This is a genomic window from Amycolatopsis sp. GA6-003 (genome assembly GCF_046267895.1).
GTDB lineage: Bacteria > Actinomycetota > Actinomycetes > Mycobacteriales > Pseudonocardiaceae > Amycolatopsis.
This window is the reverse complement of record NZ_CP176499.1, coordinates 3,718,464-3,729,197: the sequence shown is the minus strand read 5'-3', so window position 1 is coordinate 3,729,197 and position 10,734 is coordinate 3,718,464. Positions and strand designations below refer to the sequence as shown.

Annotated in this window: 12 protein-coding genes; 6 read left to right on the top strand and 6 right to left on the bottom strand. The window is 70.5% G+C overall.

Features of this window, described 5'->3' with window-relative positions:
• Positions 1 to 214: 214 nt before the first annotated feature.
• Positions 215 to 958, top strand: a complete 744-nt coding sequence (locus tag F9C12_RS16370) for a hypothetical protein (protein ID WP_409466451.1) — start codon at positions 215 to 217, stop codon at positions 956 to 958.
• A gap of 89 nt (positions 959 to 1,047) precedes the next feature.
• Here the strand turns inward: F9C12_RS16370 and F9C12_RS16365 are convergent, their stop codons facing one another.
• From F9C12_RS16365 to F9C12_RS16355, 3 genes are read right to left on the bottom strand one after another with little or no spacing between them, the layout of a single operon-like run.
• On the bottom strand, positions 1,048 to 1,704 hold the full coding sequence (locus F9C12_RS16365; RefSeq protein ID WP_409182828.1) for a response regulator: 657 nt from the start codon (positions 1,702 to 1,704) through the stop codon (positions 1,048 to 1,050).
• A complete protein-coding gene (locus tag F9C12_RS16360; RefSeq protein WP_409182827.1) occupies positions 1,701 to 2,852 on the bottom strand; it encodes a sensor histidine kinase in 1,152 nt (383 codons plus the stop codon). The genes F9C12_RS16365 and F9C12_RS16360 overlap by 4 nt, the downstream gene beginning before the upstream one ends.
• Positions 2,849 to 3,460 (bottom strand): DUF1453 domain-containing protein, encoded by a 612-nt coding sequence (locus F9C12_RS16355; protein ID WP_409182826.1) that lies wholly within the window; start codon positions 3,458 to 3,460, stop codon positions 2,849 to 2,851. The genes F9C12_RS16360 and F9C12_RS16355 overlap by 4 nt, the downstream gene beginning before the upstream one ends.
• A gap of 224 nt (positions 3,461 to 3,684) precedes the next feature.
• Here F9C12_RS16355 and F9C12_RS16350 point away from each other — a divergent pair, with 224 nt between their 5' ends.
• Positions 3,685 to 4,308, top strand: a complete 624-nt coding sequence (locus F9C12_RS16350; protein WP_409466450.1) for a VC0807 family protein — start codon at positions 3,685 to 3,687, stop codon at positions 4,306 to 4,308.
• Here the strand turns inward: F9C12_RS16350 and F9C12_RS16345 are convergent.
• Positions 4,293 to 4,748 (bottom strand): MarR family transcriptional regulator, encoded by a 456-nt coding sequence (locus F9C12_RS16345; protein ID WP_409466449.1) that lies wholly within the window; start codon positions 4,746 to 4,748, stop codon positions 4,293 to 4,295. The two genes, F9C12_RS16350 and F9C12_RS16345, sit on opposite strands and share 16 nt — an antisense overlap.
• A 39-nt stretch (positions 4,749 to 4,787) precedes the next feature.
• Between F9C12_RS16345 and F9C12_RS16340 the strand changes: the two genes are divergently transcribed.
• On the top strand, positions 4,788 to 6,032 hold the full coding sequence (locus F9C12_RS16340) for an FAD-dependent oxidoreductase (protein ID WP_409466448.1): 1,245 nt from the start codon (positions 4,788 to 4,790) through the stop codon (positions 6,030 to 6,032).
• Here the strand turns inward: F9C12_RS16340 and F9C12_RS16335 are convergent.
• Together F9C12_RS16335 and F9C12_RS16330 are read right to left on the bottom strand one after the other, a co-directional pair.
• Positions 5,999 to 6,607 carry a CPBP family intramembrane glutamic endopeptidase gene (locus F9C12_RS16335; protein WP_409466447.1) on the bottom strand — a complete coding sequence of 203 codons (609 nt, stop codon included), beginning with the start codon at positions 6,605 to 6,607 and terminating at the stop codon, positions 5,999 to 6,001. The genes F9C12_RS16340 and F9C12_RS16335 overlap by 34 nt on opposite strands.
• The gene (locus F9C12_RS16330; RefSeq protein ID WP_409466446.1) at positions 6,604 to 7,500 is read right to left on the bottom strand and encodes an NAD(P)H-binding protein; all 897 of its coding nucleotides are present in this window, start codon (positions 7,498 to 7,500) and stop codon (positions 6,604 to 6,606) included. Before F9C12_RS16330 ends, F9C12_RS16335 begins: the two co-directional genes overlap by 4 nt.
• Before the next feature lie 226 nt (positions 7,501 to 7,726).
• On the opposite strand from F9C12_RS16330, the gene F9C12_RS16325 reads away from it, so the two are divergent.
• Genes F9C12_RS16325 through F9C12_RS16315 form a run of 3 tightly spaced genes read left to right on the top strand, consistent with a single transcriptional unit; the run spans position 7,727 to position 10,722 of the window.
• On the top strand, positions 7,727 to 8,641 hold the full coding sequence (locus tag F9C12_RS16325) for a 3-oxoacyl-[acyl-carrier-protein] synthase III C-terminal domain-containing protein (protein WP_409182820.1): 915 nt from the start codon (positions 7,727 to 7,729) through the stop codon (positions 8,639 to 8,641).
• A gap of 12 nt (positions 8,642 to 8,653) precedes the next feature.
• Positions 8,654 to 9,940 carry a type III PLP-dependent enzyme gene (locus F9C12_RS16320; RefSeq protein WP_409466445.1) on the top strand — a complete coding sequence of 429 codons (1,287 nt, stop codon included), beginning with the start codon at positions 8,654 to 8,656 and terminating at the stop codon, positions 9,938 to 9,940.
• Positions 9,940 to 10,722 carry a hypothetical protein gene (locus F9C12_RS16315; RefSeq protein ID WP_409466444.1) on the top strand — a complete coding sequence of 261 codons (783 nt, stop codon included), beginning with the start codon at positions 9,940 to 9,942 and terminating at the stop codon, positions 10,720 to 10,722. The genes F9C12_RS16320 and F9C12_RS16315 overlap by 1 nt, the downstream gene beginning before the upstream one ends.
• Positions 10,723 to 10,734 lie beyond the last annotated feature (12 nt).

Below are 10,734 nucleotides of genomic sequence, written 5' to 3'. Positions count from 1 at the left end.
TATCCGTGACCGCGCGGGGCTGGCGGGGAAATGCGGTGGAGCCAGCGGAGGTCGGTGTGGTCGGATATCTCGATGGGGGAGCGGAGGGATTCGGCGCGCCGGGCGGAAGTCTTGGCTTTGCCGACGGTTCCCGCTTGGCATCACGCGCGGATCGTGCCGCCGCGGCGGGGGGGACGCGCGGATCTCGGAGTCCATCGGCCCGCTGGGCGAGTTGATGGCCGTGTGGTCGGACCGCGCGGCGGCGGTTTCGGGCGTGCGGGTGACGGTGCACGTTCCGGAGATGGCGGTCGCCGCGCGGATTCCGGATCTTCGGCTGGCACATCCGATGGTGCAACCGCTGCCGGGCGGTCGCGTCTTGGTTGCCGGGGCTCGGTGCGATTGGCGGCCGGAGCGCAACGCGATTGTCTACGACGCCGAGGGCGAAGCGGTGGCCGAGCAGACTTTCGGCGACGGAATCGGCCACGTGCAGGCCACCGGCAGCGGCGAGATCTGGGTCGGCTGCTTCGAGCGGAGCGGGCCGGTCCGGTTCTCGGCCGACTTGACTGAGGAATGGCGCTACCCCTGGTCTGCACAGATGGCGTGGGGCTATGTTCCGGACTGCTACGCGCTCAACGTCGACGGCGACACCGCGTGGGCGTGCTTCTACCCCGACTGGCCCATCGTCCGGATCCGCGCCGGTGGCGTGACCGGATGGCACAACGAAATCCGCAGCGCCACTGCTTTGGCAATACGGGGCTCCCGGATCGCGTTGTACGGCGGTTACGGGCCGGACCGGGATCGGCTGGTCGCCGGGGTCCTGGACGGCGACCGGCTCCGGGCGACCGGCGAGTACCGGCTCGTCCTCCCCGACGGGCAAGAAGTGCCGCGCGAGGCCCGGGTTTTCGGGCGGGGCGCGGATTTGCACGTCGTGACCCGGGACGACTGGTTCCGGCTCAGCCTCGAAGACCTGCCCGGGTAAGAAAATCCCGCCACCGCCGGAATGCCACCGACCCAGCACCAGCCAGTGGTCGATCGGGCTGGCTCTGGTCCGGGTGCTCGCGGCTTCGGTTAACGCGAGCGCAAGCCGTCCTGATGGTTCAACGCATAACGCACAGCGTCGGCACGGGAGTGGAACCCAGCCTTGGCGAAAAGATTGTTGATATGGGTCTTCACCGTAGCCTCGCTGATGACCAACCTCGCGGCGATTTCCGGATTCCGCAGGCCGTCGCCGATCAGGCCCAGGATTTCCCGTTCGCGGGCGGTCAGCCCGAGATCCGGTTCGGCGGGCCGGGCCGGTTTCGCGGCCAGTGCGAGCAGTCGTCGCTGCACCTCGGGCGAGAGCACGGTCTGGCCCTGTGCCGCGGTGCGCACCGCGTGCAGGATCGTGGTGCGGTCCGCTTCCTTGGTCAGATACCCGCTGGCCCCCGCCTGCAGGGCGGCCAGGATCGATTCGTCGTCGTCGAACGTGGTGAGCACGAGAACCGTGGTGTCCGGCTGGTTTTCGCGGATTCGCCCGGTCGCGCCGACCCCGTCCAGCACCGGCATGTTGAGGTCCATCAGCACCACGTCCGGGCTGTGCTCCCGCGCCGCCTGGACGGCTTCCGCGCCGTTGGTCGCGGTCGCGACGACGTCGACGTCCTCGGCGAGATCGAGCATGACCGCGAGCGCTTCGCGGACAGTCGCCTGGTCGTCGACGACAACGAGGGTGATCGGGCGGTCGGTCATCGGGGCAGCTCCAGTTCCACGGTCCAGCCGTCGCCGGCCGGGCCTGCTCGCAGGGTGCCGCCGAGCAGGGCGGCGCGTTCGCGCATGCCGACGAGCCCGACGCCGGAGCCGCCGGCCAGTTCGGCGCGGAGGGGTTCGGTCGCGGGCCCGTTGCGCACGGTCAGCTTTACCCGATCGGCGGTGAAGGCCAGCCGGAGGCTCCGGGACGCGCCCGGCGCGTGCTTCGCCGCGTTGGTCATCGCCTCCTGTGCCGCCCGGACCACGGTGTGCGTGGTTTCCGGGCCGACCTCGCCGGCCTCGCCTTCGATCGAGAACTCGGCTGAGGCGTGTTCGGCCAGCTGGCGCAACGTCTCGGGCAACGGCAAGGTGTCCTCGCGCAGCGCCTGCACCGCACGGCGGGTCTCGCTGATCGAGTCGACGGCGATGGCGCGTGCCTTGCGGACCGCGGCGGCTGCTTCCTCGTCGCGGCCGCTGTCGCGCAGGGCGTCGGCCAGGTCCAGCTGCAACGCGATCCCGGAAAGCGAATGGCCGAGGACGTCGTGGATCTCGCGCGCGATCCGGCCTCGTTCGACGAGCGCTGCCTCGCGGGCTTCGGACTCGCGGGCGCGCTGGGCCGATTCGGCGGCGCGCTGTGCGCTGCGGATGGCGTCGGCGCGGTCGCGATGCGAGATGCCGAAGGCGACCGGGAGGGCCACGGTCAGCGTCAGCCACACCGGCCATTGCACGAAGTCCGGCGAAAGCTGCCCGACCACCCAGGTCGTCCCGGCCGCGACGACGGCTCCGCAGGACGCGATGGTCACCGCGGCCCGGCGGGACGCCAGCTTGATCCCCGCGGCGGACGCGGCGACGAACGGGAACATCGCCGCGAACGTCGGATGCACCAGCGGCATGAGCAGCGAGCTGAACAGCAGGTACAGGCTCATCAGGGCGATCTGCAGGTTCCCGGCCAGCCGGGACCAGGGCAGCAGCGAGCCGAGCGCGGCGAGCGAGGTGAGAACGAACAGCGGCAAGGCCAATGGCCGGTACGCGATGGACGCGTCCGGCCACTGAACCGCGGTGCAGGCGATCGCGGTGAGGACGAGGACGGGCTGGATCAGCTCGTCCCGGTACTGCCCGAGAAGCGCGGGCGTCCGCTCCAGCGTCCTCATGGGACCAGGTTCCTCCTCGTCGGCCGGGCGTCGTCGGCGGCGGACTGAGTGTTCCATCCGGCCGGACGGCCGGTGAGGTTGCGCTGGAGGTTGTCCAGCAGCGGCGAGGTCTGCGCGGGCGCGCCGTCGCTGCCCTGGGCCCACATGACCTGGTGTCCGGCGCGCAGCGCGCGGTAGAGCACGACCAGCCCTTCGGCGAGGATGCCGACGCCCAGGGTGAGCAGCAGGCTGTTGGAGACACCGCCGGCGTCCTGCGGGTCGAACGCGTCGAGCGCGAGGTTCACGCCGACCTTGACCACGATGTTCGCCACCCACAGCCCGACGGTCACCGCGGTGTAGCGGACGAACGCGACCCCGTCGCGCTGAGAAATCCGCACCGTCGCTCCGCGCAGCGCGCCGAGGACGACGCTGATCGCCGCGGTCCCGACGAGGAACACCAGCGAGGCCGCGGTTTTCACCTCGCCGGACAGCGTGCTGAGCCCGACGATCGTCAGCACCGCGGGCAGGATGAGCATCTGCTTGGCCTGCGCGGGTTCGCCGATCACCCGCCGCACCATCAGGTAGCCGATCGCCGCCGCGATCAGGACGATTTCCACGGGTCCGCTCATGGGTGGTTCCTGCCTTTCGCTTGTGCTCCGATGCCGAGAAAACTACGGAGGAACGGCTTCGAAGTCGTGCGGTGCGCGGCGTATCCCCGGGTGGAGAAATCCCTCCACCCGAGCCCGGATTTCTCCACCCGGGATACGCCCGCGGCGGCAAGACGCCCGGTGAGGGCGACCGTAGCGTTTCTCCTCGAATCCCAGCAGCCGAGCCAAAAATCGGGGAGTACGGCATGACCACGCACGCCCGCACGATGATCACCACGCTGTTCCTGGACGTCGGCCTCTCCGTCGTCGCCTACTACGCGGCCAACCTGCTCGGCGCGAGCGCCTACGTGTCCCTGCTGATCGGCACGATCGTCGCCGGAGCGCGGACGGTCTGGGTCGCGGTGGCGCAGCGGCGGCTCGATCTGTTCTCGTCGTTCCTCATGCTGCTTTTCGGTCTGGGGCTCGGGTTGAGCTTCCTCACCGGCGATCCGCGCCTGTTGCTGGCGAAGGAATCGGTGACCACCTTCTGCGCCGGCGTGGCCTTGGTTGGCAGCTGCGTTCTCAACCGTCCGCTCGCGTACTACGCGGCGCGGCGCTTCGCGCATTCGGCGGGCGGCGAGCAACAGCGGGAATTCGAGGCCACCGCACATGATGCGACGTTGCGGCGGCGCTGGTACCAGCTCTCGCTGGTGTGGGGTCTTGGGCTGACCGCCGATTCCGTGCTTCGCATCGTGGGCGTGTACACGCTGCCGTTCGATACCGCGGCGGCTTGTTCGCAGGCGTTGCTGGTCGTCGCGTTCGCGGGGCTGATCGGGTGGACGCTGTTGACCCGGAAGCGGGGCGCGCAGCCGGTTCAGCGCCGGTCGTAGGCGCGCATCGCGGCCGCGACGTCGTCCAGGAAGGACAGGACAACCGGCACGTGCTCGGGTTCCAGCCGCTCGGTGATGGCTTCGAGGTCGGCGAGCAGCGGGCCCAGCGCGGTCCGGACGTCCTCGCGGGCGTGGCCGGTGGCCTCGAGGTGGACCCGCCGCCGGTCGGCCGGGTCGGCGCGGCGGGCCAGGTGCCCGGCGGCGGCGAGCCGGTCGACCAGCACGGTCGCCGACGCCGAGGTGATGCCGAGCCGGGCGCCCAGTTCGCCCGGCCCGATCGGCTCCGGGCTGGACACGACCTGGTCGAGCGCCTGCACGTCGGTGACCCGCAGCGACAGCCTGCGCGCCAGCGCCGCCTGCATGCCGCGGCCCGCTTGCAGCAGCCGCCGCACCGCCAGGGAGATCTCCCGCGCCGCCTGCTTGTCCGCCACGGGGCGCATAGTAGCTAGAAATTCTAACGGTGGGCTACACTGGGGCATATGGCTAGAAAATCTAGCGAACTCGCCCAGGGCAGTCCCGCTGGCGGAAGGACGGCCGGGGCGCCCGTGGTCGTCGTCGGCGGCGGTCCGGGCGGAATGGTGCTCGCCTACCTGCTCGGGCGGGCCGGAATCCCGGTCACGCTGCTGGAAGCGCACCAGGACTTCGACCGAGACTTCCGCGGCGATTCGCTGCACCCCTACACCCTCGAGTTGCTCGACTGGCTCGGCCTCGCCGACCGGCTGCTCGCGCTGCCGCACCACAAAGCCCGCTTCTTCCGGCTCCACACCCCGGCCGGGTCGATTACCACCGCCGACTACGGCAAGCTTTCCACTCCGTACAACTACGTCGCCCTCATGCCGCAGGCGCGTTTCCTCGATTTCCTCGCGACCGAAACCGCTGCGTTGCCCGCTGCGCACGTGCGCACCGGAGCCAAAGTCGTCGACCTGATCCGCGACGGCGACGGTCGCGTCACCGGCGTCCGCTACCGCGACGACACCGGAACCCACGACCAGCCCGCGACGCTCGTGGTGGGCGCGGACGGCCGGTTTTCCCGCATCCGCCGTCTCGCGGACGCTCCGGCCCGCTCGCTCGGCGCCACCACCGACCTGCTGTGGTTCCGGCTGCCGCACCGTCCCGAAGACCCGCCGGACGCCGACGTGGACCTTTTCTTCGGACGGGACCACTACGTCGGCCTGCTCGCCGGGACCAGCGGCTGGCAGGTCGGCTACAGCCTGCCCAAGGGCGGCTACGCCGAAGCCCGGGAGCAGGGCGTCGGTCCGATGAGGACATTCCTCGCCGAGCACGTGCCGTGGCTGGCCGACCGCGCCGATCTGCTGACCGACTTCGGCCAGGCGACCCTGCTGTCGGTCGACATTTCCCAGGTGGAGCGCTGGTGGCGGCCGGGGCTGCTGCTGATCGGCGACGCCGCGCACGTCATCTCGCCGGTCGGCGGCAACGGGATCCTCATGGCGGTCCAGGACGCCGTCGCCGCGGCCAACCATCTCGGGCGGGAGTTGTCCGACGCCGCGCTCGCGCGGATCCAAGCCGAACGCGAACCCGCGATCCGGCAGGTGCAGGCCCAGCAGGTCCGGCTCGAACAGCGGGCTGCCCGGGCGAGGGAACGCGGTCGTCCCGCCGCCCCGCCGTATCGGCTGCTGCGCCTGCTCACCGGCATCCCGGGGGCCCGCGCCCGGGCCGCCCGCGCCAATGCTTACGGACCGACTCCGCCGCTGCTGGAATCCTGAGGCGGGAACAGCCGCGGCAGGAAGCCGATCATCAAGGCGGACCAGGTCACGTGCGTCAGCATCGGCGCTCGCGCTCCGCCGCCCCAACGGCGTTGCAGCGTGAAGAGCGTTCCCATGGTCGCGGACGCCAGCACCAAAGCCGGATTCCGCGTCGCTGTCGTGGACAGCACGTACAGCACGGTCGAGTCTCGCGCGCCGAACGCGTCGTAAAGCGCGCCGCGGAAGAAAACCTCTTCCGCGACACCGGTTACGAGCGCCGTCGTCACCACGGTAGGCGTCGAGCCGTGGTGGGCATGGCCGAGCACGCCGGTGATTGCCCGGCGCAGCACCGGAATCCGGCGGGCGACCAGCGCACAGCCGTAAAACACCCCGAACGCGCCCGCGCCCACGAGCACTGGCTGCACGACGTCCGGCCGACCTCGGGACACCGGTCCGGCAGTGCGTGCTCCGGCGAACCAGGTCGCCGCCACCGAAGCGGTCAATGCGTGAAACCGGCGGGAACCCGGTTTGCTGGCCAAGGACGCGCCCAGCAGCCCGGACCCCGCCGCGGTCACCGCCGTCAGGAACGCTTTCACCTGGCCCGCCGCTGTCTCGCTCGTTCGCCGAGCGCCTGCAGCACGGCGTCGTCGTAGCCCATCGGCTCGAATTCGACGATCCGGCGGATCGCGTCGTCGCGGACGACGACCTCGTTGCCCATCGAATCGATCAGCGCGCGCCCGGTCGTGGCGTCGATGTCGGCGACCAGCGAAAGCCAGTAGGACGACAGCCGGGGCGTGAGCAGCGGGACCGGCACGATCGCCAGCATCCTGCCCTCCATGACCGCGACGCGCTGCAGCATGTCCCGGTAGGTCAGCACTTCCGGGCCGCCGATGTCGAACGTCGCGCCCGCGGTCTCCGGATGCTCCAGCACGCCGGTCAGGTAGCGGACGACGTCGGCGAGCGCGATCGGCTGGGTGCGCGTGCCGACCCAGCGCGGGGTGATCATCACCGGCAGGCGCTCGACGAGCTGGCGGGTGAGTTCCCACGACGTGCCGCCGTGCCCGATGACGATCCCCGCGCGCAGCACGGTCACCGGCACGCCGGTTTCGGCCAGCAGCCGTTCGACCTCGCGCCTGCTGGCCAGATGCTCCGACAGCGAGTCGCCGTCGTCGCCGAGCCCGCCGAGGTAGACGATCCGCCGCACGCCCGCGTCCGCCGAGGCCCGCGCGAAGGCCCGGGCGGCGGCGGCGTCGCGCTGCTGGAAATCGGTGCTGTCCAGGGAATGCACGAGGTAGTAGGCGACGTCGACGTTCTTGAGCGCGTCCCGCAGCGAACCGATGTCGGCGACGTCGCCGTAGACCGGCTCGCCCGCGCCGCGATAGTGGTCGGGGCGGCGGGTCATGGCGAGCACGTCGTGCCCGGCGTCTTTCAGCGCCGGGCACAACCGTCTGCCGACGAACCCGGAAGCTCCGGCGACGAGTACGCGCATGCTTTCGACGGTAGCCGGACGAGCGGAATCCCGCTGATCACCGCCGTCCGGGACGCTGCCGCTTGCCCCTCAGCCGGGTGAGCGACTGGCCCGGCTCGCCGCCGAGCCGGGCGTCCATTTCGGCGTCGACGGCCGCCGCGGTCGTGCGGGGGTGCGCGACCGGGTGAAAGCCGCGCGTCAGCGGCGCGTCAGTGCCGGTTGGGACGCTGTCGGGGTGACGTGCCTGATGTCTGTGTCCAGTTACCTGCCCGCCGCGGTGCCGATCGCGGCGCTGCAGGGCGCGCTTGGCCTCACCGACGCCCAGTTGCGCAGGCTGCATCGGATTTACGGGTTGTCCGAGGTCTGCCGGTCGCCCGAGTCCGAGGCCGAGATGCTGCTCGGCGCGGTCGCGAAGCTCGACGGGTTCGCCGGGGTCGAGGAGCGCGTCCGGTACGTGCTGCGGCCGAAGACCGTGCCCGCGGCGTCGCCGTATCCGTTCGATCCGCTGGCCGAGGTGCAGCAGCGGCTGGGATTGCGGCACGCGCTCGCCTTCACCGTCACCGACCACGCGTGCGCGTCCGGGTTGCTGGCGCTCGACCTCGCCGGCGCGCTGCTCGAACAGGACGGCGACCCGGACGCGCTGGCGCTGATTCTCGCCGGGGAGAAGGCATTCACCCCGGCCGCGCAGATCATCCCGGACGTCGCGATCATGGGCGAGGGGACCGCCGCGGTGCTGGTCGCCCCTGGCGGGCAACGGGATCGGCTGCTCGGGTACGCCACGACGACGCTCGGCGGTCCCGGCGGCGAGGTGATCACGAACGAAGAGCAGAACAAGGTCTTCCGGCAGATCTATCCGGACGCGCTGGGCGACGTCACCCGCGCCGCGCTCGAGGCCGCCGGGTGCGCGGCGGGCGAGCTCGCGCTCGTGCTTCCGCACAACGTCAACAAGGTTTCGTGGATCCGCGCGGCGGAGGCGATGGCCGTGCCGCGCAAACGGATCTTCCTCGGCAACGTCCCGCGCACCGGCCATTGCTTCTGCGCGGACCCGTTTCTCAACTACCACACCGCGATCCGGCTCGGGCTGCTGAACCCGGGCGAGCGCTACCTGATGGTTTCGGTCGGCCTCGGCTCGACGTTTTCCGCGATGGTCTTCGAACACTAGGAGCAGAACCTGATGAGTACGGAACTGGAGATCGAGGGCGTCGGGATCACCGAACTGGCGGACCGCTACGGCACTCCGCTGTTCGTCTACGACGGCGGCGAGCTGTCCGGCCGGATGGCCCGGCTGCGGCGGGAACTGCACGACCGGATGGAGGTCTTCTTCTCGCTCAAGTCGAATCCGAACGTGTCGATTCTGGCTGTGCTGCACGACAACGGGGCCCGCGCCGAGGTGTCGAGCCTCGCCGAACTGCGCACCGCGCGCCGGGCCGGAGTCGAGCCGGGGGACATCATTTTCCTCGGTCCCGGCAAGAGCCAGGCGGAACTCGAAGCCTGTCTGGACGAGGACATCGCCGCGATCGTCTGCGAATCCTTCGGGGAACTGGCGTTGATCGACCGGCTCGCCGCGGCGCGCGGAGTGCGGGCGCGGGTGGCGTTGCGGGTCAATCCGAGCTTCGCGGTCAAGGGCTCCGGGCTGACCATGGGCGGAAAGCCGCGGCAGTTCGGCATCGACGAGGAACAGCTGTTCGCCGCCGAAGACCTGGTTTCCCGGCACGCGCACGTGCGGATCATGGGTGTGCAGGTGTACATGGGCACGCGCATTCTCAGCGAGGAATCGGTGGTGGAGAACACCACTCGCATCTTCGCACTCGCCGAGCAGCTGTCCGCGCGGCTGGGCTTCGGGCTCGACCTGGTCGACGTCGGCGGCGGGCTCGGCGTGGCGTATTTCGACGGCGAACGCGACCTCGACCTCGAGCTGCTGACCTCGCGGCTCAACCCGGTGATCGACGAGTTCGCCACCCGGCATCCCGGCACCCGGCTGGTGATGGAGCTGGGCCGCTACCTCACCGCGATGAGCGGCACGTACGTCGTGCGGGTCCGCTACGTCAAAACCTCGCTGGGGCAGAACTTCGCGGTCGCCGACGGCGGCACCAACCACCACATGGCGGCGGTCGGCGTCGGCTCCTACGTCAAACGCGATTTCCCGATGCGGCTGCTCAACCGGATCGACGAACCGGCCACCGAAACCTGGCAGATCACCGGACCGCTGTGCACCCCGAACGACGTGCTGGGCAAGAAAATCCCGCTGCCGCCGGTGCGGCCCGGCGACCTGATCGGCGTGGAACGCTCCGGTGCCTACGGCCCGAGCGCCTCGCCGGTGCTGTTCCTCAGCCACGGCTATCCCGCCGAGGTGCTGGTCCACGATGGACAGTCCTATGTGATCAGCGAGCGGGACCAGCCGGAGGACCTGTTGCGCCGCCAGCACCTGCACCGATTGCCGGTTCCCGCGGTGGAGGGCTGATGTTCAGTGCCGGCGCTCCCGTCGCGGCCACGCGCACCTCGCCGTTCGCCGTGCTGCCGATGGGGTTGAAAATCGCGCTGCACCGGCGATTCGAGTCCGGCGCCGATCGGCTCGACGGTCCGATCATGACGCGGTACTTCACCGATCTGGCCGCCGGACACGACGTCGGCTACTCGCCGGACCTGGTCGCCACCGCACGTGGCAACACGTTCCTCACCCTGGCCCGGGAATTGCTGCACGGTCAGGTGAACGAGCCGATCGACCTGGTCGTCGTCGCCCACGACGGACCCGATTTCGACCCGCGCCTGTCCGCTCCGGTCAACCTGACCGCGGTGCTGCCGGGCGGCCCGATGACGTACTCGGTTTCCGGACAAGGCCCGCTCGCCGGTTTCCTCGCTCTGCGGGTCGCGGCCGGATACGTGCGCCGAAAGCCGATGCGGCGCGTGCTGATCCTCATCATGGAGCAGCGCGGAATGCCGTACGCCGGAGTACGGCCGCCAGCCGACGCGGCGGCCGCGCTGCTGTTCGAGACCGGAGCGGGCAGCACCCGGGTCGCGCTGCTGCCCGGAATCGACCCAGCCGACGCGCGGAGCGAGGCTGATCGGCTCGCCCCAGCGGACCGTTATGGACCCGGCCTGACCGGCGGACCGGTCGCGGAAGGACGTTCCGCCACCGCGCTGTGGGCCGGCCCGCCCGCGGTGCTCGCCGATTACGACCCGATGCGCGGAACTTTGGGAATGTGCGCCTTCGCCGGAGAAAACGAGCCGTCCGCGCCCCTATAATCGGGAGCGGAA

Excerpts from the sequence above, each read along its gene's own strand:
- F9C12_RS16370 (WP_409466451.1), top strand. The coding sequence starts at position 215 with ATGGCCGTGTGGTCGGACCGCGCGGCGGCGGTTTCGGGCGTGCGGGTG.
- F9C12_RS16365 (WP_409182828.1), bottom strand. The coding sequence starts at position 1,704 with ATGACCGACCGCCCGATCACCCTCGTTGTCGTCGACGACCAGGCGACT.
- F9C12_RS16360 (WP_409182827.1), bottom strand. The coding sequence starts at position 2,852 with ATGAGGACGCTGGAGCGGACGCCCGCGCTTCTCGGGCAGTACCGGGAC.
- F9C12_RS16355 (WP_409182826.1), bottom strand. The coding sequence starts at position 3,460 with ATGAGCGGACCCGTGGAAATCGTCCTGATCGCGGCGGCGATCGGCTAC.
- F9C12_RS16350 (WP_409466450.1), top strand. The coding sequence starts at position 3,685 with ATGACCACGCACGCCCGCACGATGATCACCACGCTGTTCCTGGACGTC.
- F9C12_RS16345 (WP_409466449.1), bottom strand. The coding sequence starts at position 4,748 with ATGCGCCCCGTGGCGGACAAGCAGGCGGCGCGGGAGATCTCCCTGGCG.
- F9C12_RS16340 (WP_409466448.1), top strand. The coding sequence starts at position 4,788 with ATGGCTAGAAAATCTAGCGAACTCGCCCAGGGCAGTCCCGCTGGCGGA.
- F9C12_RS16330 (WP_409466446.1), bottom strand. The coding sequence starts at position 7,500 with ATGCGCGTACTCGTCGCCGGAGCTTCCGGGTTCGTCGGCAGACGGTTG.
- F9C12_RS16325 (WP_409182820.1), top strand. The coding sequence starts at position 7,727 with ATGTCTGTGTCCAGTTACCTGCCCGCCGCGGTGCCGATCGCGGCGCTG.
- F9C12_RS16320 (WP_409466445.1), top strand. The coding sequence starts at position 8,654 with ATGAGTACGGAACTGGAGATCGAGGGCGTCGGGATCACCGAACTGGCG.
- F9C12_RS16315 (WP_409466444.1), top strand. The coding sequence starts at position 9,940 with ATGTTCAGTGCCGGCGCTCCCGTCGCGGCCACGCGCACCTCGCCGTTC.